General features: G+C 62.3%; 18 protein-coding genes and 1 pseudogene. 11 read left to right on the top strand and 8 right to left on the bottom strand.

From position 1 onward, the window contains the following. Window positions 1-537 carry a cytochrome b/b6 domain-containing protein gene (locus ACO6VD_RS15290; RefSeq protein WP_422420208.1) on the top strand — a complete coding sequence of 179 codons (537 nt, stop codon included), beginning with the start codon at window positions 1-3 and terminating at the stop codon, window positions 535-537. On the opposite strand, the gene ACO6VD_RS15285 is transcribed toward ACO6VD_RS15290, so the two are convergent. The 3 genes from ACO6VD_RS15285 to ACO6VD_RS15275 all read right to left on the bottom strand — a co-directional run bounded on the left by ACO6VD_RS15285 (window position 525) and on the right by ACO6VD_RS15275 (window position 3,892). Further along, window positions 525-2,639 carry a TonB-dependent receptor gene (locus ACO6VD_RS15285; RefSeq protein ID WP_422420206.1) on the bottom strand — a complete coding sequence of 705 codons (2,115 nt, stop codon included), beginning with the start codon at window positions 2,637-2,639 and terminating at the stop codon, window positions 525-527. The two genes, ACO6VD_RS15290 and ACO6VD_RS15285, sit on opposite strands and share 13 nt — an antisense overlap. Before the next feature lie 162 nt (window positions 2,640-2,801). Next, window positions 2,802-3,281 carry a copper chaperone PCu(A)C gene (locus tag ACO6VD_RS15280; RefSeq protein ID WP_422420204.1) on the bottom strand — a complete coding sequence of 160 codons (480 nt, stop codon included), beginning with the start codon at window positions 3,279-3,281 and terminating at the stop codon, window positions 2,802-2,804. Next, complete coding sequence (locus ACO6VD_RS15275) at window positions 3,281-3,892, bottom strand: SCO family protein (protein ID WP_422420202.1); 612 nt, start codon at window positions 3,890-3,892, stop codon at window positions 3,281-3,283. The genes ACO6VD_RS15280 and ACO6VD_RS15275 overlap by 1 nt, the downstream gene beginning before the upstream one ends. A 269-nt stretch (window positions 3,893-4,161) precedes the next feature. Between ACO6VD_RS15275 and ACO6VD_RS15270 the strand changes: the two genes are divergently transcribed. The 3 genes from ACO6VD_RS15270 (at window position 4,162) to ACO6VD_RS15260 (ending at window position 7,761) form a co-directional block, all read left to right on the top strand. After that, window positions 4,162-4,848, top strand: a complete 687-nt coding sequence (locus ACO6VD_RS15270; RefSeq protein ID WP_422420200.1) for a TetR family transcriptional regulator C-terminal domain-containing protein — start codon at window positions 4,162-4,164, stop codon at window positions 4,846-4,848. A gap of 104 nt (window positions 4,849-4,952) precedes the next feature. Continuing rightward, window positions 4,953-6,896, top strand: coding sequence for an autotransporter outer membrane beta-barrel domain-containing protein (locus ACO6VD_RS15265; RefSeq protein WP_422420198.1), 1,944 nt, complete (start codon window positions 4,953-4,955; stop codon window positions 6,894-6,896). Between the two features lie 85 nt (window positions 6,897-6,981). Next, the gene (locus ACO6VD_RS15260; protein WP_038611887.1) at window positions 6,982-7,761 is read left to right on the top strand and encodes a TSUP family transporter; all 780 of its coding nucleotides are present in this window, start codon (window positions 6,982-6,984) and stop codon (window positions 7,759-7,761) included. Here the strand turns inward: ACO6VD_RS15260 and nudC are convergent. Together nudC and ACO6VD_RS15250 are read right to left on the bottom strand one after the other, a co-directional pair. Beyond that, window positions 7,729-8,559 carry an NAD(+) diphosphatase gene (nudC, locus tag ACO6VD_RS15255; protein WP_422420195.1) on the bottom strand — a complete coding sequence of 277 codons (831 nt, stop codon included), beginning with the start codon at window positions 8,557-8,559 and terminating at the stop codon, window positions 7,729-7,731. The two genes, ACO6VD_RS15260 and nudC, sit on opposite strands and share 33 nt — an antisense overlap. Window positions 8,560-8,592: 33 nt before the next feature. Further along, window positions 8,593-9,405: a crotonase/enoyl-CoA hydratase family protein gene (locus ACO6VD_RS15250; protein ID WP_422420194.1), complete on the bottom strand. Its 813-nt coding sequence runs from the start codon at window positions 9,403-9,405 to the stop codon at window positions 8,593-8,595. A gap of 158 nt (window positions 9,406-9,563) precedes the next feature. Between ACO6VD_RS15250 and nhaB the strand changes: the two genes are divergently transcribed. Further along, window positions 9,564-11,066 carry a sodium/proton antiporter NhaB gene (nhaB, locus tag ACO6VD_RS15245; RefSeq protein ID WP_422420192.1) on the top strand — a complete coding sequence of 501 codons (1,503 nt, stop codon included), beginning with the start codon at window positions 9,564-9,566 and terminating at the stop codon, window positions 11,064-11,066. Window positions 11,067-11,152: 86 nt separating this feature from the next. On the opposite strand, the gene zwf is transcribed toward nhaB, so the two are convergent. Both zwf and gnd read right to left on the bottom strand, forming a co-directional pair. Further along, window positions 11,153-12,652, bottom strand: a complete 1,500-nt coding sequence (gene zwf / locus ACO6VD_RS15240) for a glucose-6-phosphate dehydrogenase (RefSeq protein ID WP_422420190.1) — start codon at window positions 12,650-12,652, stop codon at window positions 11,153-11,155. Then, window positions 12,649-13,638, bottom strand: a pseudogene (gene gnd, locus ACO6VD_RS15235) (phosphogluconate dehydrogenase (NAD(+)-dependent, decarboxylating)); the annotation flags it as partial. The gene zwf and the pseudogene gnd, both read right to left, overlap by 4 nt. A 193-nt stretch (window positions 13,639-13,831) precedes the next feature. Between gnd and ACO6VD_RS15230 the strand changes: the two are divergent. Then, window positions 13,832-13,999, top strand: coding sequence for a DUF6026 family protein (locus ACO6VD_RS15230; RefSeq protein ID WP_422420188.1), 168 nt, complete (start codon window positions 13,832-13,834; stop codon window positions 13,997-13,999). A gap of 17 nt (window positions 14,000-14,016) precedes the next feature. Here ACO6VD_RS15230 and ACO6VD_RS15225 read toward each other — a convergent pair whose 3' ends face one another. Beyond that, a complete protein-coding gene (locus tag ACO6VD_RS15225; protein WP_422420186.1) occupies window positions 14,017-14,508 on the bottom strand; it encodes a GNAT family N-acetyltransferase in 492 nt (163 codons plus the stop codon). A 416-nt stretch (window positions 14,509-14,924) separates the two neighbouring features. On the opposite strand from ACO6VD_RS15225, the gene glgA reads away from it, so the two are divergent. From glgA to ACO6VD_RS15200, 5 genes are read left to right on the top strand one after another with little or no spacing between them, the layout of a single operon-like run. Then, a complete protein-coding gene (glgA, locus tag ACO6VD_RS15220) occupies window positions 14,925-16,484 on the top strand; it encodes a glycogen synthase GlgA (protein WP_422420184.1) in 1,560 nt (519 codons plus the stop codon). 16 nt (window positions 16,485-16,500) lie between these two features. Beyond that, on the top strand, window positions 16,501-18,279 hold the full coding sequence (gene treZ / locus ACO6VD_RS15215; protein ID WP_422420182.1) for a malto-oligosyltrehalose trehalohydrolase: 1,779 nt from the start codon (window positions 16,501-16,503) through the stop codon (window positions 18,277-18,279). Continuing rightward, entirely contained in the window at window positions 18,272-20,341 is a 2,070-nt protein-coding gene (gene malQ / locus ACO6VD_RS15210) for a 4-alpha-glucanotransferase (RefSeq protein WP_422420180.1), read from the top strand. Before treZ ends, malQ begins: the two co-directional genes overlap by 8 nt. Continuing rightward, entirely contained in the window at window positions 20,338-23,106 is a 2,769-nt protein-coding gene (locus ACO6VD_RS15205) for a malto-oligosyltrehalose synthase (protein WP_422420178.1), read from the top strand. The genes malQ and ACO6VD_RS15205 overlap by 4 nt, the downstream gene beginning before the upstream one ends. Window positions 23,107-23,124: 18 nt before the next feature. Further along, window positions 23,125-23,367: a DUF2934 domain-containing protein gene (locus tag ACO6VD_RS15200; protein WP_422420176.1), complete on the top strand. Its 243-nt coding sequence runs from the start codon at window positions 23,125-23,127 to the stop codon at window positions 23,365-23,367. Window positions 23,368-23,439: the final 72 nt, after the last annotated feature.

Here is a 23,439-nt window from a genome sequence, read left to right as displayed (position 1 = left end):
GTGAGCGACAACACCCTGCGCCTCTGGGACCCCTTGGTGCGATTCTGTCACTGGTCGCTGGTGGTGGCATTCGTCGGCGGTTATTTCTTTACCGAAGAAGGCGACGGCTGGCACCGCTGGCTGGGCTACTACGCGGTGGCGATTGTGCTGGTCCGCACGATCTGGGGTTTTGTCGGCACGCCTGCGGCGCGCTGGCATGACTTCTGGCCAACCCCGGCGCGACTGAAGTGGCACCTGCATGCCCTGTTTAGCGGTAAGGACTACCACCGCCTCGGCCACTCCCCGCTCGGTGCCCTGGTCATGGTGCTGATGCTGGCGCTGATGTTCGGCCTGGGCGTGAGCGGGTTTCTGCTGGAAGAAGTGGACTACTTCTGGGGTGAAGAGCTGCCGCGGGACATTCATGAATACATGGCCAACACCTTGCTGGCGCTGGTCTGTATCCATATCGCCGCGGCACTGTTCGAAAGCCTGCGCCTGAAGGAAAACCTGCCGATGTCGATGATCACCGGCAGACGGCGCAATCCTCAGAAGCGATAGTTGGTGCTCAGTTCCAGGGTACGCGGCGCACCCGGGGTAATCAGATCGACCGAGCCATGGGCCGAGGCATAGTAGTCGCGGTCGAAGACGTTACGCAGGCGCAGCGCCGCATCCCACTTCGGCTGGTTGTACAACAAGGCGGCGTCGACGGTGGTGTAGGACGGCATCACCACAACGTTATCCAGCGCGGTGTAGCGCTCATCCACGTAGTTGGCGCCCATACCCACCCGCCAGGTCTCGGTCAGCGAACGCACCAGCCACAGGTTGGCGCTGGTGCGCGGGGTCAGGGTCGGCGTCTGGCCTTCGTTGGCCACACCATTGGTGCGGCTGTTGGACTTGGTGATTTCCGCATCGAGGAATGCGAAGCCACCATACACCTGCCATTTGTCCGTCAACTGGCCGCTGACCGTCGCCTCGAAACCGTCGGTACGCTGCTCACCCGCCAGTACCAGGTTGGCCGGATTGGCCGGGTCGGTGGTTTTCATGTTGGTGCGTTCCAGGCGGAACAAGGCGGCGGTCACCGCCAGGCGGCTGTCGAGCAGGTCCCACTTGGCACCGACTTCGTAGTTGGTGGTTTCCTCTGGCTCCAGCCCCTGGTTGCCGGTGCTCAAGGCGAACACTTCGGAAGACGGCTGGTAGGAACGGCTCACAGACACGTAGTAGGACTGAACCTGATCCGGCTGGAACACCAGGCCGACGCGCGGACTCCAGGTGGTGTCGGTACGTGACAGGTCGGCGCCGCTGAGGTCGTCGGCGTACTCCTGGTCGAAGACGTCGTAGCGCACCCCGACCAGCGCCTTCCACTGCGGTGCCAACTCGATCAGATCCTGCACGTAGAAACCGGCGGTGTCCTGGGTGGTGGTGCCCTTGGCGGTCTGACGGCTAGCCTGGAACGGTACATCCACCAAGCCATCGCGGAACACCGGGACCTGGGCGACATTGTTCTGGCTGAACACCGACTGGTCCTTGACCTGGCGACCCAGCTCCACACCGTACAGCAGGTTGTGGTTCATCCCGGCCAGCTGCGCCTGGTGCTTGAGTTCGGTCTGGTTGAACCAGCCATCCTCGGTACGCTGCACGTTGCCACGGTTCAACTTGACCAGCAGCTCGCCGTTGGCGGCGGTGACAAAGCGCGTCGGGCTGGAGTCGGCCAGGGTGTTGTTGCGGTCCAGATCGTAGTGGTAATAACGGCTGGTGTTGCTCAGGGTGAAATCATCGTTCAGGCGATAATCAACGCCCGCGGTAAAGGAGAACACCTCGCTGCGGGCATAGTCATCGTCCGGGTCGGCAGCGCCGAAACGCTTGTCACGGTCGACATCCACCGGCCGGTCGCCGAGGGCCGGGATACCGAAGTCGATCAGACGCTTGTCGTACAGGTAAGTGGCACCCACGGTCAGATCAAGGTCGTCGGAGAGCTTGAAGTAAGCGGTCGGTGCAATGGCCTTGCGGTCGATGTAACCGTCGTCGCGGAAGGTGTCGCTGTCTTCCAGGGCACCGGTGATGCGGAACGCTTTGTCGCCCTGCTGCTGGTCGGCCCAACCGGCATCGAACTGGGTGCGGCGCTTGCCTTCGCTGTCGAAGCTCACCCCGACTTCCTGCACCGGGTTGAAGTTGGGCTTCTTGCTCACGCTGTTGATCAGGCCGCCGGACGAGCCGCGCCCGTACAGCACCGCCGCCGGGCCCTTGATCACCTCAACGCGCTCGACGTTGGAAAGATCACGGTAGTACAGCGCATCGTCACGCAATCCATCGACGTACATATCGCCAATGGCACTGAAGCCGCGAATGGTGACCTGGTCGCGCTGGCCGTCACCGTTGGACAGACCGATACCAGGCACGTTCTTGAGCACGTCTTCCATCGACTGTGCGCCCTGGTCCTTGATCACGCTTTGCGGCACCACGTTGACCGTCTGCGGAATATCGCGCAGCGGCGCGTCGATTTTCAGCGCGCTCTTGCTTTCGGTGGCCTTGTAGCTTTGCTCTTCGTAACTGCTGTTGACCGAGGTTGCCGGGATAGCCAGGGTTTCGGCCTGCAATGCTGGAGCAACCAGCACGCTCAGCACAGAAAGGGAAGCCGGGCGAATGCGCGAAAATGCCACCATGTGTTCCTTTTTTGTAAAGATTGTAAAGAAGAACGTAAATGGTAACGATTTGTAAATGAGAAGAGAATACTAATACGACGCAATATTTTGATGGCGCGCACAAAAAAGCCAGGCTGCCGTCCTTGACTGCAGCCTGGCTTGGGTACGCCTGTCAGCAGGCGATCAATGCATATGCTCGTGACCGTGCATGGCCTCGGCATTCAAGGCACGTACCGGCGCCTTGACCTCCAGGGTCTGCTTCTGGCCTTTGGCATCTTCGATCACCAGGGTCAGTGGCACCTGCTCCCCTTCCTTGACCTGTTGCTTGAGCTTCATCAGCATCACGTGATAGCCGTTCGGGTCGAGGCTTACTGCCTTGCCCGCAGGCAAATCGACGCTGTGCACCTGCTTCATGCCCATGACGTCGTTGTCCATGGTCATCTGGTGCACCTGGACGATCTCGGCCACTGGCGACTGCACGTCCACCAGCTTGCTGTCGCAGCTGGCGGTGAGCACCATGAAGGCACCCGTGGACTGCTGGTGCGGCACAGTGGCGCGAACCCAGGCGTCTTTGACGCTGGTGTCGGCCATGGCCGGCAGCGCCAGGCCAATCAGGGCCAGCGCGGCCAGAGTGCGTTTGAACGGTTGGGCTGGGTAACGCATCAACATACCTCCATGACCGTGAGCAGATCTTCCGTACACTCTTTGGCGGTCAGTGAATGGGACAGTCCCAGGCGCAACTGGCCACGGGAATCGAAGACGTAACTGGTCGAGGTGTGCGAGATGGTATAGGTATCGCCGCTGGGCACCTTCTCGTAGAACACCCCGAATTCCTTGGCGGCTGCGGCAGTCTCTTCGAGGGTGCCGGTCAACGCCACGAACGAAGGGTCGAAAGCCTTGACGTAGGCATCGAGCACCTCGGGGGTATCGCGTTCAGGGTCGAGGCTGATGAATACCACTTTGAGGAAACCGCCTTCGCGGCCCATCAGCTTCTTGATCTGCGCCGCCCGCGCCAGGGTGGTCGGACACACCGCCGGGCACTGGGTAAAGCCGAAGAACACCATCGGCATCGTGCCCCAGAAGCTGGACAGCGTGCGTGGATTGCCCTGGGTATCCTGGAGTTTGAAGGAACGACCGAGGATCTTGTTGCTCATGTCCTTGCCGTATTTGAAGTCGAGCGCGCCACCGGAGCGGGGGTCGCAACCTGCCAGAACACCAAGGCTCAGCAGGCTGATCCCGGCCATGACCTGGCGCCGGGTCAGTAAATCAGTCATGTAACCATCCTTTTGGGAAGGTGTTGCGCCTCGCGCACGAGGCCTGTCGTGAAAGCGCGACATTTTGTCATGGGGCTCTGCCAAGGTTCCAGCCTCTATCGCCCCGCACGTCTGTATCCCTTTATTTTCGGGGTGCGGCCGGTTGTCGCAGACAGTGACAAGAACCACAACCCGACAAGTAAGCCCTCCCAGCCTGCGGAAAGCTTACCCCTACCGCTATATATTTTTGTATATTGCGACTCTGATAACCAGGCCGGGCGAGATCGCAAATGGAACACATGCTGTATCAGGATCCTGCGAATACAGCGGGCGGCGAACCTTATACGAGCGACCAGCCGGCGGAGAAAAAGGCCAATGAACCTGGACGGCGCAATCGCGCCCTGATTCTGCGCATGGCCGCTAAAACCTTTGCCCGCAGGGGCTTTGCTGCCACCACCTTGAGCGAAGTGGCCGAGCTCAGCGGGGTGCCCAAGGCCAACGTCAACTACTACTTCCAGAGCAAAGAGAACCTCTACCAACAGGTCCTCGACAGCGTTTCCCAGCGTTACATCGACGCCTTTGCCCACCTCGACCCGGCAAACGACCCGCTGCTGGCCCTGGACCGCCTGATCCGCGCCAAACTCGGCATCATTCGCAGCCAGCCGTGGGCCGCCAGGGTCTTTGTCACGGAGATGATGCATGGCGCCCGGCACCTGCCCGCGTGCCACACCCAGCGCCTGCACGACGAGGTACAGAAAGGCGTTGCCTGCCTGCAGCAGTGGATCGACAACCGCCAGATCGCTGCGATCAATGCTCAGCACTTGCTGATCAGCCTGTGGGCCACCACCCAGGCCTACGCCAACGGCGGCTCGCACTTGAACGCCGACACCCGCAAAGGCGCTTCACGGGAAGCCGAACTGGCCAGTGCCGTGGACAGCATCAGCCGCCTGGTACTTCACGGTGTACTGCCCGGGTAAGCGCAGATTTCAGGTATGGATCACAAAACGGTACGCATCCTGCTTGCTGCGGCGCGGCGCATCATAAGATGCGCGTTTCGTAACGACACATAAGGAAAAGTGCCGTGTTCAAACCGCTAGCCATCGCTGCAAGCCTGGGATGTACCTTGTTGTCACCTGGCGCCAGCGCCTACGACTATGGTGACTATGCCGATCAGACCCTGGACCGCCTGATCAACGATTACCCCGGCCGCTACCGCGGTACCGCCAGCTTCGCCGGTGCCAGCGACTGGATGCAGTCGCGCCTGAGCGAGGGCTACCAGACCCACCGCCAGGACTTCACCTGGGCGGGCAACCGCAGCTCACAGAACGTCATCGCCTCGGCCCCTGGCCTGAACAGCACCTATGTGGTGCTCGGCGCCCATTACGACACCTATTTCGGGCGCCCGGCCCTGCAGGGGCTGGATGACAACGCCTCGGGTGCTGCGGTGATGACCGAGATCGCCCGTAACCTCAGTGGCATCCGCCTGGAGAACGGCCTGGAAGTGGTCGGATTTGGCGCCGAAGAAGAAGGTCTGCGCGGCTCCCGAGCCTACGTCGAGCAACTCAGCGACAGCCAGCGGGCCAACTTGCTGGGCATGATCAACCTCGACAGCCTGATCACCGGCGACAAGATGTATGCCCACGCCGCCACCAACAGCGTCGCCAACCCGGCACTGGGTGCCTACCGCGACCAGTTGCTGCGCATCGCCTCGGAACTGCAGATCCCGCTGTTCACCAACCCCGGCCTGAACCCCGACTACCCGGCAGGCACCGGCTGCTGCAGCGACGGCGAAAGCTTCAACGGCCTCAACGTTCCAGTGCTGTTCATCGAAGCCACCAACTGGGAACTGGGTGAGCTCGATGGCTACGAGCAAACCGACAACCCGGCCATCCCCGGTGGCTCCACCTGGCACGACCCGGCCGAAGACAACCAGCAGGTGCTGACCACTGCTTTCGGCCAGGAGCGCATCGACCAGCGCCTGCGCGACTTCTCCCGACTGCTCACGCGCCTGGTGCTGGAGTTGACCAACGCCGACCTGCTCGCCTCCAACGCTTCCGGCGCGGCCATGGCGCGGCAGATGGAAGACCAGCTGCAGCGCCAGCATCAAGCCCTGACCCGTCTGCATGACCGGCGCTGGCTGACCTTGCAGCTTGCCAAGCGGCCAGTGGGCAGCTTCGATGGCGAAGTCGGTGTCGAGGGCGAGGTCTCGCCCGACAGCGGCTTCGACGCGCCGGGCAACCCGGATGCCAAGCGTATCGGTGTGCATGCCCTGGGCGACTACCGACTCAACGATACCCTGACCCTGGGTGCCAGCCTGAGCTTTGAGCGCAGCCGCGACTCGCTCGATCATGGCGGACGCCTTGAGGGCGATACCTGGCAGGCGGGATTGTTCGCCCTGCTCGATGACCAAGGACCTACCTGGCTCGGCGCCGAGTTCAGCGCCGGGCATACCCGTTTCGACAGCAAGCGCTCGGTGTACATCCAGGCCAGCAATGGTCCGGTGTTGCTTGACCAGCGCTTGTCGGGCGACACCTCGGCCTGGTTCTGGGGGGCGCGGCTGGAGGGCGGCTATGACTTCAGCTTTGCGGGTCTGAAGACCGGCCCGATAGCCGGGTTGGACTACATGCACTACCGCATCGACGACTTCGATGAAGATGAAAACCTGCGCACTGCCCTGGGCTACGAAGAGCAAGACTACGACGCGCTTGAAGCCAGTCTCGGCTGGCGCCTGCACGGGAGTTACTCGCTGAGTACGAAGATGGCCTTGCAGCCCTATGCCAGCGTGCGCTGGGTACGTGAACTGGCCGATGGCCGCCTGGAGGACATCGCCCTGACCAGCAATGCCGATGGGCGCGTGCGTGTCGGCGACATGGGCAGTGTCGACAAGGACTTCGGTCGTGCGCAATTGGGCGGCCAGCTAATGGTGACCGAGCAGCTGGGTGTATTTGCCGAAGTGAACAGCCGCTTTGCCCATCGCGAGGGTGACCAGACCGGTTACTCGCTGGGTGTACAGTGGATGTTCTGAAGCCCTGACAGAAGCCATCGATCTCCTTTACCATATCGGCCTTCGGGCGCAGCCCCTGCTGCGCCCAACCGATTAAGTCCATGCCATGCCTTTCGAACTTAGCGTAGATCTGACCACCCTCGCCATTCTCGCCGCCGTTGCCTTTGTTGCCGGATTCATCGATGCCATCGCCGGTGGCGGGGGCTTGTTGACCACCCCTGCGCTGCTGACTGCCGGTATGCCGCCGCACCTGGTGCTGGGCACCAACAAGCTGAGTTCGACCTTTGGCTCGGCCACTGCCGGCTTTACCTACTATCGCCGCAAGCTGTTCCACCCGGACCAGTGGCGTCACGCCCTGGGCGGGACCTTTGTCGGCGCGCTGATCGGCGCGGTGGTTGCGCATTATCTTCCGGCGGAGTGGCTGAACAAGATGCTGCCGGTGATCGTCTTCCTCTGTGGCGTCTACCTGCTGTTCGGCGGCACACCGAAAGCGCCGCTGGATGCCGATGTGCCGGTGAAGAAGAAATGGCAGCTGCCCCAGGGCCTGACCCTGGGCTTCTACGATGGTGTGGCCGGTCCTGGTACCGGCGCGTTCTGGACCGTCAGTACCCTGCTGCTCTACCCGATTGATCTGGTCAAGGCCAGTGGCGTGGCGCGCAGCATGAACTTCGTCAGCAACGCTGCGGCCTTGTCGGTGTTCATCTTCTCCGGCCAGGTCGATTGGCTGGTCGGCCTGTCGATGGGATCCGCGCTGATGGTCGGCGCCTTCTTCGGCGCCCGCACGGCGATCAGCGGCGGCAGCAAGTTCATCCGCCCGGTGTTCATCACCGTGGTTCTTGCCCTGACCGTACGCCTAGCGTGGCAGCACTGGTTCGGCCAGGCCTAAGCGCCGCGCCACATAGAGGTCGATCAGGTACCGGGCAATCGAGCGCCCCGCCGGCAACGGCGGCAGCGCATCGACCCGGAACCACTGGGCATCTTCGATCTCGTCGACCTGCATGACGATCTCGCCACCGGCATACTCGGCATGAAAACCGAGCATCATCGAATGCGGAAACGGCCAGCACTGACTGCCAACGTAGTGGATGTTCTGCACCTCGATCGCCACCTCTTCGCGCACCTCGCGCACCAGGCAATCCTCGGCCGACTCGCCGGGCTCGGCAAAGCCTGCCAGGGTGCTGTAGACCCCGGTGACAAAGCGCGGTGAACGAGCCAGGAGAATTTCGTCGCCACGGGTAATGAGTACGATCATGCTCGGCGAGATCCGCGGGTAGCTGCGCAGGTCACAGGACTGGCAGTACATCGCCCGCTCCAGGTGGATCTGGGTCATGGCCTGGCCGCAGCTGCCGCAAAAGCGGTGCTCGCGGGCCCAGGTGGCGATCTGCGCGGCATAGCCGAGAATCTTGTAGGTTTCGAAGTCACCTTCGAGCATGAACTGGCGCAGCCCGCGCCAGCTGCAACCGGCCACCGCTTGTGGCTGCCTGAGTTCGAGCAGGTAGACCGGCTGACCATCGAAATGGCCGATACCGTGCTCGAACAGCACGTCCAGCTCCTGACGCTTGAGCCAGTCGCGCGGGAACAGCGCACCGTTGTCATCAACCAGGAAGCCCTCGCTGCAGCGCGCGACCGCCCAGCCGCCAGCGAGGTTCGTGTCCAGTACCGCGGTGGTCCAACGCACAGCCATGTTCCGGTTCCTTGCGCGGGCCCGCCGCTGCAATCAGTCGGCGAACTCGGGTTTCTGTTTGCTCATGTGGGCAGCCACGGCCACCCGCAGATCGGTGGATTGCAACATGGCGGCGTTCCAGGTGGCAATGTACTCGAGGCCATCGTCGATCCGGTGATCGCGCATATAGCTGAGCATTTCCTTGGTACCGGCCACGGCAATGGGGGATTTTCCCGCAATTTCGCCGGCAATGGCAAAGACTCCTTCAAGCAAGGCGTCATAGTCGTCATAGACCCGGTTGACCAGGCCGATGCGCTGCGCCTCGTCAGCCTCGACGTTACGCCCGGTGTAGGCCAGTTCACGCATGATGCCGTCGCCGATGATGCGTGGCAGGCGCTGCAAGGTGCCGACGTCGGCGGCCATACCCATGTCGATTTCCTTGATCGAGAACTGTGCATCTTTGCTGCAATAGCGCATGTCGCAGGCCGAAATCAGGTCGATGGCCCCACCGATGCAATAGCCCTGGATCGCTGCCAGCACCGGCTTGCGGCAGTTGTCCACGGCATTGAACGAGGCCTGCATGCGCAGGATGGTGCGGCGCAGCAGGCGCGCGTTGCGGCCGACGTCCTTGCCCAGCTCATTGGCCAGCGACGCCAGCATCATCAGGTCGATGCCGGCGGAGAAGTGTTTACCCGCGCCACTGATGACCACCGCACGCACCGCATCGGTCTCGTCGATCCAGTTGAAGATCTCGACGATTTCGCTCCAGAACGCCGCGTTCATCGCGTTGTACTTTTCCGGGCGGTTGATCTGCACATGGGCGATGCTGTTGTTCAGCTCGACCTTGAATGCCTGGTACTCAGTCACGGTGCTCTCCTTGAAGGTGGCGAGAATAATCGCAGGACTATATCAAGCCACCCACCGAGTCAAAGACTGCGCTTGTGCCAAAACCGGGACTTTTACCTTGATCTGATGGCCTGTATCCGGCACTTTGCGCTCCTGTTGAATTATTAGGATACATTTTCATGTCCCGCTCCCTGGTCGGCGCCCTGGCCCATAACTTCCTCGGGCAGTCACCCCGCTGGTACAAGGCCACCCTGTGCCTGTTCCTGCTGCTCAACCCGGTGCTGCTGTTCACCCTCGGCCCGGTGGTCACTGGCTGGGTGCTGGTGATCGAGTTCATCTTCACCCTCGGCATGGCGCTCAAATGCTATCCGCTGATGCCGGGCGGTTTGCTGGTGATCGAAGCGCTGGTGCTGGGCATGAGTACGCCGCAGGCACTGTATGACGAGCTGCAGCACAACTTCCCGGTAATCCTGCTGCTGATGTTCATGGTCGCCGGGATCTACTTCATGAAGGACCTGCTGCTGTTCCTGTTCTCGCGGATTCTTCTCGGCGTGCGCTCCAAGGCGCTGCTGGCCTTGCTGTTCTGCTTTCTCTCGGCGTTTCTCTCGGCGTTTCTCGATGCCCTGACCGTTACCGCGGTGATCATCAGCGCCGCGGTCGGCTTCTACTCGGTCTACCACCGGGTCGCCTCGGGGACCAATCCACGCGAAGAGTCGAACCTGGACAGCGATCACGCCATTGCCCAACTGCAACGCGACGACCTGCAACAGTTTCGCGCCTTCCTGCGCAGCCTGCTCATGCACGGTGCCGTGGGTACGGCGCTGGGTGGCGTCTGCACCCTGGTGGGCGAACCGCAGAACCTGTTGATCGGTCATGAGATGGGCTGGCACTTCGGCGACTTCTTCCTCAAGGTCGCCCCGGTGTCCCTGCCGGTGCTGGTCGCCGGCCTGGTGACCTGCGTGCTGCTGGAGAAGCTGTGCTGGTTTGGCTACGGCACCCTGCTGCCGGACAACGTACGCCAGGTGCTGGCCACCTATGCCGCTGAAGACGATGCCCAGCGCACCACGCATCAGCGTGTCGCTCTGTGGGTACAAGGTCTGGCCGCGTTGATTCTGATTGTCGGACTGGGTCTGCATATTGCTGAAGTGGGCCTGATCGGCCTGCTGGTGATCGTGCTGATCACCGCCTTTACCGGCATCACCGACGAGCACCGCCTGGGCCGCGCCTTCCAGGACGCCATGCCGTTCACCGCGCTGCTGGTGGTGTTCTTTGCGGTGGTCGCGGTGATTCACGACCAGCAGTTGTTCACCCCGCTGATCCAGTGGGTGCTGGCACTGCCGGCGGATCAGCAACCGGGCATGCTGTTTATTGCCAACGGCTTGCTCTCGGCCATCAGCGATAACGTGTTTGTTGCCACCATCTACATCACCGAGGTCAAACAGGCGTTCCTCGATGGCCATATGAGCCGCGAACACTTCGAGACCCTGGCGGTGGCGATCAACACTGGCACCAACCTGCCCAGCGTGGCCACGCCGAACGGCCAGGCGGCGTTCCTGTTTCTGCTGACCTCGGCGATCTCGCCGCTGATTCGCCTGTCGTATGGGCGGATGGTGTGGATGGCACTGCCCTACACGGTGGTGATGGGCGGCCTGGGTTGGTGGGCGGTGACTTACTGGTTATAGCGGCCTCATCGCGGGGCAAGCCCGCTCCCACAGAGGGCAGCTCAGGACCCGGTGGGAGCGGGCTTGCCCCGCGACGCTTTTCACCCTCACCCGATCGGGTGCCAAAGCCTGCGGTCGCGGCTCAGCAGTTCTTCAGCCGCGACCGGGCCATCCTCACCCGCAGCATAGGGCTGTACTTCCCCACCCTCCTTCCAGGCATCGAGAAACGGCTGCACCGCACGCCAGCCGTTCTCGATGTTGTCAGCACGCTGGAACAGCGTCTGGTCCCCGGTCAGGCAGTCATAGATCAAGGTTTCATAGCCGGTGGACGGCTGCATCTTGAAGAAGTCCTTGTAGGCGAAACCCAGTTCGATGTTCTCCATCGCCAACGCCGGCCCCGGGCGCTTGGCCTGCAAATCGAACCACATCCCTTCATTTGGCTGGATCTGGATGCGCAGGTAGTTCGGCTGCAGCCGTTCGACCTCGGTATCGCGAAACTGCGCATAAGGCGCCGGTTTGAAGCAGATGGCGATCTCGGTGTCGCGCACGCTCATGCGCTTGCCGGTACGCAGGTAGAACGGCACGCCGACCCAACGCCAGTTGTCGATCATGACTTTCAAGGCCACGAAGGTTTCAGTCTGGCTCTGCGGATCGACCCGCGGCTCTTCGCGGTAACCTGGCAGCTGCTTGCGGCCTTGCTTGCCTGCCGTGTACTGGCCACGCACTGAATGCTTCAAGGCCATGGTTTTCGACCAGGGGCGAATGGCGCCGATCACTTTGGCTTTTTCGCTGCGTACCGCATCGGCACCGAACGCCGCGGGGGGCTCCATCGCCACCATCGCCAACAGCTGGAACAGGTGATTGGGCACCATGTCGCGCAGGGCTCCGGTGCTGTCATAGAAGGCGCCGCGACTTTCCACGCCAACGGTTTCGGCGGCGGTGATCTGCACATGATCGATGTAGTGGTTGTTCCAGAACGCTTCGAAGATGCCGTTGGAGAAGCGGCTGACCAGAATGTTCTGCACCGTTTCTTTGCCCAGATAATGGTCGATACGGTAGATCTGTTTTTCGCTCATGACCTTGAGCAAACAGGCGTTGAGCGCCTCGGCACTGGCAAGGTCGGAGCCGAAGGGTTTTTCCACCACCACCCGCCTGAAGCCGTCGCTTTCATCGAGCAGCCCGGCGGCCCCCAGTCGCTGTACCACTTCACTGAAGAAGCGTGGCGAGGTGGCCAGGTAGAACACTGCGTTGGCACTGGGGTTCTTCTCGATACGCCGGGCAATGGCCTGGTAGGTTGCGTCGTCGAGAAAATCACCGGTCTGGTAGCCGATGCGCTTGGCCAGGCGGCCCCACAGTTTCTCATCCAGACACTTGTCACCCTGACTGGCCTTGTCGCGCTCGCGCATGAACGCTTCCAGGCGCTGGGCGAACTCCGCGTCAGTGGCAGCGTTGTGGTCGACTCCGACGATACGCAGGTTTTTATCCAGCAATCCGTCGCGGCTCAAGTTGTAAACGGCCGGCATCAACAGGCGCTTGACCAGGTCGCCATTGGCGCCGAACAGGAACAGCGTGCAGGGTGGCGCGGTTTCGATCGCTGTAGTGCTCATTCGGCTTTCTTCTCGACATGACCACCAAAGCCGAAGCGCATGGCCGAGAGCATCCGGTCGGCATAGGTACCCTGTTGCTGGCGCGAGCGAAACCGCGCGAACAAGGCGCTGGACAGCACCGGTACAGGAACGGCCTGCTCCACCGCCGCATCGATGGTCCAACGCCCTTCGCCACTGTCCGCCACCGAGCCGCTATAGCCACCCAGCTGCGGGTCGGCCACCAGCGCATCGGCGGTCAGGTCCAGCAGCCACGAGGTGACCACGCTGCCGCGGCGCCAGACTTCAGCGATCTCGGCCACATCCAGATCAAAGCGCTGCTCGACCGGCAAGGCCTCGCTGCCCTTGCTCTTGAGGATGTCGAAGCCCTCGGCGTAGGCCTGCATCAAGCCGTACTCGATACCGTTGTGAATCATCTTCACATAGTGCCCGGCCCCTGCCGGACCCGCATGGATGTAACCCTGCTCGGCGCGCCCGGCCGGGCCCTGGCGGCCACGGGTGCGGGGAATATTGCCGACGCCGGGGGCCAGTGTGGCGAACAGTGGATCGAGGCGCTCGACCACGTTTTTCTCGCCGCCGATCATCATGCAATAACCGCGCTCAAGGCCCCAGACACCGCCGGAGGTGCCGACATCGATGTAGTGCAATTGACGTTTGGCCAGGTCTGCGGCGCGACGGATGTCATCTTTGTAGAAGGTGTTGCCGCCATCGATGATGACATCGTCGGCGTCGAGCATGTCGGTCAGTTGCGCGATGGTCTGCTCGGTCGGCTCTCCGGCTGGCAGCATTACCCAGACCGCTCGTGGCTTTTTCAGCTTGGCCACCAGCGCGCCAAGGTCGTGTGCGCCATTGGCACCTTCTTCCTCCAGGGTTTTCACAGCGTTGCGGTCGCGATCATGCACGACCGTACTATGGCCGCCACGCATCAAGCGTCTTGCGATATTGCCGCCCATGCGGCCCAGCCCCACGATTCCCAGTTGCATGTGCCGATGCTCCCCTGACTGTTGAAAACGGACCGTTCAGGCCTTCAAGGTTAGTCCAGCCTGCGGGTGCTTGGTTCAGCGACGAGCGGCAAGACAGCGGGAAACAAAAAAGTTCCCATGACGGAAAAAAGAATTCAGAATCCCCGCCCGATCGAGCGGCTACGCTTGTAACAAACAACAGCCCTTCGCGAGGTATGCAATGGCCACCCTTCTACCGAAAATGCCGCCCCAAACCCTCTACGTGACGGTGCACCGGGATGAGTTGCGCCGCTTGCGCGAAGAGCGCGACCGCTTGCAGCAGCAAGTGGCGCAGTTGAGCCAGCAGTTGCAGCAAGCCCAGGCGGACACTCCAGCCACACACGCCTGAGCAATCTGCACGACGGCCTAGAGCGCTTTGCTCCAGAACTGCATGGCGCCATGGGCCGGGTCGAAACGGGCGTGCTCGAATCCAAAGGTACGGTAGCTACCCTGCGCGGCCGGATTTCCTTCGAGCACTTCCAGCGTAAGCTTGCAGCAACCTCGCTGGCGGGCAATCTCCTCGACCTTGGCCAGCATCTTGTGACTGAGGCCTTTACCGCGGTGCGCGGGCACTACCGACACGTCATGGATATTCACCAGCGGTCGGCAGACAAAGGTCGAGAATCCTTCGAAACAATTCACCAGCCCGGCAGGCTGGCCATCGACAAAGGCCAGAACGCTGAAGGCATGCGACCGCTTCGCCAGCTCTTCCGGTAACTGCGCCAACAACTGCGGATCAAGCGCCTGCCCTCCGCCCATCGGGTCGCGCGCATAGTGGTCGAGCACCACGCCAATCGCCTCGGCATGCAGCGGATTGCTGTAGCTGGCCTGTAGTACCAATATCTGTTCGACGTCCATTGTCTTCCCCAATTGCAAATAAAAGTGCCGTCGACCGCGGGCTCGACGCTGGGTTGATTCTACGGTATGCCCCTGAGCGAAAGTAAAGTGACCAGCGGGTCACATTTTTCGCGTTATCTCTCCTACACTCAGTATTCGGCCACGAGATTGTCCGGAAAATACGACAGAAATAAGTCGAACTTTCTGAAATCGCAGTAGGTCAGCACGTTATGAGGCCGACGTTTCTGGACATCCGGGCGAGACTCGAACACCCCATTTCGCTTCACCACGCCGGCCGCTGGATCGCCGCCTCGCGTAGCGCTTGCGCGCACGGTTTACGGGCATGGACGCAAAGTTGCTTCACCCACAGAGAGACGCCTTTAGCAGACACACAATAAATGGGTGGCCACACCCGCAACATAGGGACGGAGAGAAGTATGATCAGTGCCGCTGTCGAACCTCATGTAGAGCATTTCACCCCGGATAACCGTGCGTCAGTGACCACGGACTTCAGCACGACAGCCAAGGCACCTGGCGCCGATTCCCGGCATAACCCGAACAAGCGCAAAGTCCTGTTCGTCACTTCGGAAATCGCCGACCTGGTCAAGACCGGCGGCCTGGGCGACGTTTCCGCTGCCCTGCCGCGAGCAATGCGCCATCTGCATGACGTACGCGTGTTGATTCCCGGTTACCCGCAAGTATTGGAAAGCGAAAATCCCATCCATCTGGTCGGTGAGCTGGGCGGTCATGCGGCATTGCCGCCCTGCAAGATCGGGCGCATGGACCTGGCCGACGGCCTGGTCATTTATGTGCTGATCTGCCCGGAGCTGTATCAACGCGAAGGCACTCCCTATGGTGCCAACAACGGCCGGGACTGGCCGGACAATCATATCCGTTTCGCCCGCCTGGGCCTGGCCGCTGCCGAGATTGCCGCGGGTGAAGGCATGGTCCACTGGAAGCCCGACCTGGTTCACGCCCACGACTGGCCAGCGGGCCTGGCACCGGCCTACATGCACTGGCGCGGCCTGCAAACGCCCACCCTGTTCACCATTCACAACCTGGCCTATCAAGGCGTGGTCAGCCGCGCCTGCTGCCCGGAACTGGCAATCCCCGCCCATGCCCTGCAACAGGAAGGCATGGAGTTCTACGGCAAGCTGTCGTTCCTCAAGGCCGGCCTTGCCTACTCCAGCCACATCACCACGGTCAGCGCCACCTATGCCCGGGAAATCACCACCCCGGCCTTCGGCTGCGGCCTTGATGGTTTCCTCGGCAGCAAAGCCCAGCAAGGCTTGCTCAGCGGTATTCCCAACGGCATCGACGAAAGCTGGGACTCGGCCAGCGACCCGCACCTGGCCCACCCCTTCAGTCTCAATGACTGGGATGGCAAGGCGGTCAACAGCCGCCAGGTGCGCGAGCTGTTCGAACTCAAGCCCTCGACCGGTCCGCTGTTTGCCGTGGTCTCCCGACTGGTCTATCAGAAGGGTCTGGACCTGACCTTGGGCGTGGCCGACTACATTGTCAGCCAGGGTGGCCAGATCGCAATCATCGGGCGTGGCGAGCCGGAAGAAGAACAGGCCATGCGCGAACTGGCCCTGCGCCATCCTGGACAGGTTGGCGTGCGCATCGGCTTCAACGAAACCGATGCCCGACGCATGTTTGCCGGCAGCGATTTCCTGCTGATGCCATCGCGCTATGAGCCCTGCGGCTTGAGCCAGATGTATGCACAACGCTTCGGCTCCTTGCCGGTAGCGCGCAACACCGGCGGGCTGGCCGACACCATTGAGAACGGGGTTACCGGTTTTCTGTTCGATGAATCCACCGTCAACAGCTACCGCGAAGCACTCTCCCGGGCCTTCTATGTGTACGGCAAAAAGGACCTGCTGGGCGCCATGCGCTGCCTGGCGATGACCCAGCCGTTCAACTGGTGCCAAGCGGTTGAACCCTATGCACGGCTGTATGAGGAACTGGTTGAGCGGGCTCATGTGACGGGCCGCTGAGCACGAGGTGGCAGGTATGCCCTTGAGGTCAGATCAGTTCGCGACCCACGGGGCCGTGATGCTCGACAGCAGCACCGTGCGCTTCGCGTTGTGGGCACCCGATGCCCACAGCGTCGAGGTGTGCCTGCAACCCGACCGGCGCCTGCCCTTGCAGCGGGGTGCCGACGGTTGGTTTCGCGGGCGCTGGCCCGCTGTCGCGGGCAGTCGCTATTACTTTTGCATCGACGGCGTACAGCAGGTTGTCGACCCGGCCTCGCGCTTTCAACCCGACGGCGTGCACGGCCCAAGCCAGGTCATTGACCCTGCGGCGTACACATGGCAGCACAGCCATTGGCAGGGTCGGCCCTGGCATGAAGCGGTGATCTACGAAGTGCATGTAGGCCTCATGGGTGGCTACAGCAAAGTGGCCGAGCAGTTACCGCGACTGGCGGCCCTAGGTGTGACCGCCATCGAATTGATGCCGCTTAGCCAGTTTCCCGGCGAGCGTAACTGGGGCTATGACGGCGTGCTGCCCTTCGCCCCGCAACACAGTTACGGCACACCTGAGCAACTGTGCCAACTGATCGATCAGGCCCACGGTCACGGCCTGATGGTGCTGCTGGACGTGGTCTACAACCACTTCGGCCCGGACGGCAACTACCTCAATCACTATGCACACGACTTCTTTCACCAGGAGCTGACGACGCCCTGGGGTAACGCTATCGATTTTCGCCGCCGCCAGGTCCGCGATTTTTTTATCGAAAATGCCCTGATGTGGCTGCACGACTACCGCTTCGACGGTTTGCGCCTGGATGCGGTGCACGCCATTGATGATGCGGATTTTCTTTATGCGTTCAGCCAGCGTGTGCGGCGAACCATCGCCGCAGGCAGACACGTCTGGCTGACCATTGAAAATGAGCACAATCAGGCAAGCTTGCTCGAAGGCGTGTTCGACGGTCAGTGGAACGATGACGGCCATAACGCCTTGCACGTGCTATTGACCGGGGAAGATGAAGCCTACTATGCCGACTTCTGCCAGGCACCTGCGCACAAGCTGGCCAGATGCCTGAGTCAGGGTTTCGTCTTCCAGGGTGAACCTGATCGCAAGGGGCGCCCCCGCGGCGAACCCAGCGCACACCTGCCGCCCAGCACGTTCATATTGTTCTTGCAGAACCATGACCAGGTGGGCAACCGTGCCCAGGGCGAGCGCTTGACCCGACTCTGCCCGCCCCAGGCGTTGCGCGCGGCCACCACGTTGTTGTTGCTCTCACCCATGATCCCGCTGCTATTCATGGGCGAAGAATGGGGCAGCGAGCAACCCTTCCTGTTTTTTACCGACCACCACGACGCCCTGGCAGATGCCGTGCGCGAGGGACGACGCGCCGAGTTCGCAGGGTTCAGGGCTTTCGCCGACCCCGTGCAACGGGCGGCGATTCCCGATCCCAATGCCCTGGCCACGTTCAATGTTTCACGCCTGCAGGTGCCGGATGATCCGCAGCAGCCCTGGCAAGCGTTCTATCAACAGCTGTTGCAGTTGCGTCACCAGCACCTCACCGCTCACCTGCAAGGCTGCCGCGCCCTGGGTGCCGAGGTGATTGCCGACAAGGCCCTGACCGCCCTTTGGCGCCTAAGCGACGGCCGTGTACTGCGCATCGACCTCAACCTCGGCGACAGCGCCGTGCCATCCGCGCTGCCCGACGCCGCCACGCACCTTTACGGTTGCAGCACCGAGCCGCTAGGCGATGATCAACTACCGCCCTACTCCACCCTGGTCAGCCTGCTACCCCCTCACATGTCGGAGCGTGCCCATGATTGATGCACCGCTGCAGCAACTGGCAGAACTGGCGGGCGTTGCCGTCGACTGGATCGACGCCAACGGCCGTGCGCAACGCGTCAGTGATCCAGCATTGCGGCGGGTGCTGGCCGGACTTGGCCATCCTGCCGACGATGCCGAGCAGATTGCTGCCAGCATCAAGGCCCTGACCGTTGCCCATGACGCCCGGCACTTGCCGCCACTGTTTACCGTTGATGTGCAGCAGGCGCTGGACCTGTCCGCCTATTTCCCCGCCGCCAGCCCGTGCCGGGTGCAGCAGGAAGATGGCACCTTCCTGCAGCTGCAACTGGACGCCCACAGTGCGCTGCCTCCCGGACTGCCCATCGGCTACCACCAGGTGGACATCAGCGGGCAGCATTTCAGCCTGGCTGTAGCGCCGACCCGCTGCTTCAGCCTCGCGGATGCCCTGAACACTCCGACACCGCGTTGCTGGGGTATCAGCGCGCAACTCTACAGCCTGCGCCGTCAAGGTGATGGTGGCTTCGGCGACTGCCTGGCCCTCGAACAACTGGCCCGCAGCGCCGCCGAACGTGGCGCCGACGCCCTGGCAATCAGCCCGTTGCACGCCATGTTCGTCAGCGACACCCGCCGCTACAGTCCGTACTCGCCGTCCAGCCGCCTGTTTCTCAACAGTCTGTACGCCAGCCCCTCGGCCCTCCTTGGCGAGCGCGTGGTGCGCATGGCCATCGAAACCCTGGGCCTGGAGGACAAGGTGCAGCAACTCGAACAGCAACCCTTGATCGACTGGCCCGAGGCTGCCGCCAGCCGCTATCAAGTGCTGTACTGCCTGTTTGAGGACTTCATCGACGGCGACCACCCGTTACTCGTCGATTTTGACAGCTACCGTGAACAAGCCGGCGACGCCCTGATCCAGCACTGCCATTTTGAAGCGCTGCTTGCCGAAGCCCAGGCACGCGGACTGGGACAGGACTGGCGGCAGTGGCCCGATGCCTGGCACGACCCACACAGCCCGGAGGTTGCGGCCTTTGCCGAGAACCATCAGCAGCAGATCCAGTTTTTCGCCTTCTGCCAGTGGTTGATTGAACGCAGCCTGCAACGTGCCCAGGACGCTGCCCGCAGCAATGGCATGGCCATCGGCCTGATCGCCGACCTTGCCGTGGGTGCCGACGGCGCCGGCAGCCAGGCGTGGACGCGTCAGGATGAGCTGCTGGCCGAACTCAACGTCGGGGCGCCACCCGATGTGCTCAATCGCTCCGGGCAAAACTGGGGGATCTGTGCCTTCTCGCCCGAGGGTTTAAGGCGCAACGGCTACCGCGCGTTCATCGAAATGCTCCGGGCCAATTTTACCCATGCCGGTGGCTTGCGCATCGACCATGTCATGGGCCTGCAGCGCCTGTGGCTGATCCCCCAGGGCGCGCATGCCAGCGAAGGTGCCTACCTGCACTATCCGCTCGATGACCTGCTGCGCCTGCTGTGCCTGGAGTCAGTGCGTCACCGGGCGATTGTCCTCGGCGAAGACCTCGGCACCGTGCCCGAAGGCCTGCGCGAAAAACTGGCCCAGCGGGCCATTCTGGGCATGCGCGTGCTGCAGTTCGAGCAAGATCCGCCCGGCCACTTCAAACCCATCCTCGACTGGCCCGACAATGCGTTGGCAACCTCCAGCACCCACGACCTGCCCTCCCTGGCCGGTTGGCTGCAGGCCCGCGACATCGACTGGAGCCAGCGCCTCTCGCTGATTGACGCCATCACCGAACGGCACTGGCGCGACACCCGTGAACAGGAGCGTCAGGGTCTACAACGGACGCTGGAACACAACTACGGCCCGCACGCCGACAGCGACAGCGTGATCGACGCCTGCATCCGCTACCTGGGCCATACCCGCGCGCCCTTGGTGCTACTTCCACTGGAAGACCTGCTGGGCGTCGACGAACAGCCTAACCTCCCCGGCACCATCGAAAGCCATCCCAACTGGCGGCGCCGCTTTGCCCTGCCGGCCACCACTTTGCTGGACGATGCCGATGCCGCGCGGCGCCTGGAGCTGCTGGCCCAAGCCCGGGAACAAGCCTGGGAGCGCGACCGTTGAAAGTCTTGAGTGCCACGCTGCGCCTGCAGTTTCACGCCGGCTTCACCCTCGACGACGCGCTGCCACTGGTGCCCTACTTCGCCCGCCTGGGGGTCACTCACCTGTACGCCTCGCCGCTGCTCTGTGCACGTCCCGGATCGCAACACGGCTATGACGTGATCGACCCGACCCGGGTCAACCCCGAACTGGGCGGCGAAGCGGCATTGGCGAGACTGGTCGCGGCGTTGCGCCTGCATGGCATGGGCCTGATCCTCGACATCGTCTCCAACCACATGGCCGTTGGCAGTGACAACCCCTGGTGGCAGGACCTGTTGACCTGGGGCCGGCGCAGCCGCTACGGCAGCTTCTTCGACATTCAGTGGCATTCCGCCGACCCTTTGCTCGAAGGGCAGTTACTGCTGCCCTTTCTTGCCAGCGACTACGGCGCCGCGTTGAAAGCGGGAGACCTGCGACTGTGTTTCCTGGCGCGTGACGGCAGCTTTCATGTCCGCCACCATGAGCACCGTTTTCCCGTCAGCCCGACTGATTACGGACAAGTGCTGTGCCTGAGTGACAACACCGAGGTACAAGCGTTGGGCATGCGCTTCGCCGCCTTGCACAGTGCCAGCCAGGCAGCCGACAAGGCCGTGCTGCTGCAGCAGGAACTTGTCGCACTGGCCAGCAGGGCTGCCATCGGCACATTGCTCGAAGCCTTCGATGCACGCACTCCAGCAGGATTCGAGCGCCTGCACGGCCTGCTCGAACATCAGGCCTATCGACTGGCCAGCTGGCGGACCGCCGCCGATGACATCAACTGGCGGCGCTTTTTCGATATCAATGAACTCGCCGGCCTGCGGGTCGAGCGCAGCGAAGTGTTCGAAGCCACCCACCAGAAAATCTTCGAGTTGATTGCCAAGGGCCTGGTCGACGGCCTGCGCATTGATCATATCGATGGCCTGGCCGATCCGCGGGGTTATTGCCGCAAGCTGCGGCGGCGTGTCGATGCACTTTTGGCGCAGCGGCCTTTGAGCGCGGCGCTGGAACATATACCGATCTACGTCGAGAAGATTCTTGCCGGGAACGAGCACTTGCACCGTGACTGGGGTGTGGATGGCACCACCGGCTATGAATTCATGAACCAGGTCAGCCTGTTGCAGCATGACCCGAGCGGCGCAGACCTTCTCAACGAAGCCTGGGGCATCTTGAGCGAACGTCCGGCCTTTGCCGAAGAAGTGCGCCTGGCCCGTCAGCAGGTCCTCGGCGGTAGCCTGGCCGGGGATTTCGAATCAGTCGCTCAGGCCTTGCTGCAAGTGGCCCGCGATGACCTGATGAGCCGCGACCTGACCCTGGGCACCATTCGCCGGGCACTGCAGGCTCTGGTCGAACACTACCCGGTGTACCGTACCTATCTGAATGCCTGCGGCCGTCCAGGCGAGGATGCGCCCTTCTTTGAGCAGGCACTGGCAGGCGCCCGGCACAGCCTGAGTGAAGGCGACTGGCCGGTGCTCGACGCGCTGCAGCGCTGGCTCGGCGGGCAACCCTGGCGCAGCCTGCCCCCTGGCCGTCCGCGCAAGCATCTTCGCCATGCCTGCATCCGCTTTCAGCAACTGACCGCGCCGGCCGCCGCCAAAGCCGTCGAAGACACCGCCTTTTATCGCTCGGCTGTACTGCTCTCACGTAATGACGTCGGCTTCGATACCGAGCGCTTCAGCGCACCGGTCGAAGCCTTCCACCAGGCCTGCGCGCAGCGCCTGCAACAATTCCCGCACAACCTGTTGTGTACCGCCACCCACGACCACAAGCGGGGCGAAGACAACCGCGCACGCCTGGCCGTGATCAGTGAACGCAGCGACTGGTTCGTCAGCCGCGTCGAACATTGGCGGGAACTCGCCGCACCGCTGCGCAGTGAACTTGCCGACGGGATTGCACCGGGACCTGCCGATGAGTGGATGCTGTACCAGACGTTGCTAGGCAGTTGGCCGTTAGCCCTGGACGAAAGCGATCCACTGGCACTGCAGGCTTACGCACAACGTCTGCAGCAATGGCAACGCAAGGCCCTGCGTGAAGCCAAGTTGCACAGCAGTTGGAACGCCCCGAACGAAGCCTACGAGCAGGCCTGTCTGGCCTTCATCCAGGGCTTGCTGCAAGACCCACAGAATCAGCAGCTGCGTCACTCCCTGGCCCAGGCGGCGCACTCCATCGCCGCTGCAGGTGCGTTGAACAGCCTGGGCCAATGCCTGTTGCGCATGACCGTTCCCGGGGTGCCTGACCTGTACCAGGGCAACGAGTTCTGGGACTTCAGCCTGGTCGACCCGGACAACCGCCGCGCCGTGGACTATACCGCGCGCCGCCTGGGACTGGATGAAAGCACCAATACCGCGCAGTTGCTCCAGGATTGGCGCAGCGGTCGGGTCAAGCAAGCGCTGATCAGCCAGGTGCTGGAGCGCCGCCAGCAGTACCCCGAGCTGTTTGCCCAGGGCCAGTACCTGCCGCTGCCGGTACAGGGTAAACACGCCGCGCAGGTGCTGGCTTTCGCCCGCGTGACTGATACCGCGCGGGCGATTGTGATTGTGCCGCGCCTGGCCTGTGGCTTGCTTGCACATACTCCGATTCCCTTGATCCCGGCGCAGACCTGGGACGATACCCGGCTGCTGTTGCCGTTTGCCTTGTCACCTGCCAATTGCTCGGGACTTTTTGCCAGCAGCGCAGTCACAGCCTCAAAGGAGCTGTTACTCAGCGCTGTACTCAAGGAGTTTCCGCTCAACCTGTTGATTGATCATGCCTAAGCCATCAGGAGCGTCGAGATGAGTATTGAAGAAAAACGTGTCCGCGAATTCGCCTACCAGATCTGGGAATCGGAAGGAAAACCCGAGGGCCAGGAATCCCGCCACTGGGAAATGGCGCGCAAGCTTGCCGAAGCCGAAGCCTTGGCGCCCAAGGCAACACCACGCAAGGCCAAGGCCAAGCCGGCGGTGCCGGTAGCTCCCCCCAGCAAACCGGCAGCGACGAAAAAGCCAAGGACGACGAAGAAGCCGCCGGTTGCATGATTTTTTTCGCGGGGCAAGCCCGCTCCCACCGGGGGTGGGTAAATCCCGGTGGGAGTGGACTTGCCCCGCGAT

It is taken from the genome of Pseudomonas sp. GZD-222, from assembly GCF_049310525.1.
Lineage (GTDB): Bacteria > Pseudomonadota > Gammaproteobacteria > Pseudomonadales > Pseudomonadaceae > Aquipseudomonas.
Note: the sequence above shows the minus strand (reverse complement) of the source record. Positions and strands in the feature narration are given on the sequence as shown.

Bases quoted from the DNA above. Each gene is read 5' to 3' on its own strand.
- ACO6VD_RS15275 (WP_422420202.1), bottom strand. From the start codon at position 3,892: ATGACTGATTTACTGACCCGGCGCCAGGTCATGGCCGGGATCAGCCTG.
- treZ (WP_422420182.1), top strand. From the start codon at position 16,501: ATGCCCTTGAGGTCAGATCAGTTCGCGACCCACGGGGCCGTGATGCTC.
- nhaB (WP_422420192.1), top strand. From the start codon at position 9,564: ATGTCCCGCTCCCTGGTCGGCGCCCTGGCCCATAACTTCCTCGGGCAG.
- nudC (WP_422420195.1), bottom strand. From the start codon at position 8,559: ATGGCTGTGCGTTGGACCACCGCGGTACTGGACACGAACCTCGCTGGC.
- zwf (WP_422420190.1), bottom strand. From the start codon at position 12,652: ATGAGCACTACAGCGATCGAAACCGCGCCACCCTGCACGCTGTTCCTG.
- ACO6VD_RS15200 (WP_422420176.1), top strand. From the start codon at position 23,125: ATGAGTATTGAAGAAAAACGTGTCCGCGAATTCGCCTACCAGATCTGG.
- ACO6VD_RS15270 (WP_422420200.1), top strand. From the start codon at position 4,162: ATGGAACACATGCTGTATCAGGATCCTGCGAATACAGCGGGCGGCGAA.
- malQ (WP_422420180.1), top strand. From the start codon at position 18,272: ATGATTGATGCACCGCTGCAGCAACTGGCAGAACTGGCGGGCGTTGCC.
- glgA (WP_422420184.1), top strand. From the start codon at position 14,925: ATGATCAGTGCCGCTGTCGAACCTCATGTAGAGCATTTCACCCCGGAT.
- ACO6VD_RS15285 (WP_422420206.1), bottom strand. From the start codon at position 2,639: ATGGTGGCATTTTCGCGCATTCGCCCGGCTTCCCTTTCTGTGCTGAGC.
- ACO6VD_RS15230 (WP_422420188.1), top strand. From the start codon at position 13,832: ATGGCCACCCTTCTACCGAAAATGCCGCCCCAAACCCTCTACGTGACG.
- ACO6VD_RS15260 (WP_038611887.1), top strand. From the start codon at position 6,982: ATGCCTTTCGAACTTAGCGTAGATCTGACCACCCTCGCCATTCTCGCC.
- ACO6VD_RS15280 (WP_422420204.1), bottom strand. From the start codon at position 3,281: ATGCGTTACCCAGCCCAACCGTTCAAACGCACTCTGGCCGCGCTGGCC.
- ACO6VD_RS15225 (WP_422420186.1), bottom strand. From the start codon at position 14,508: ATGGACGTCGAACAGATATTGGTACTACAGGCCAGCTACAGCAATCCG.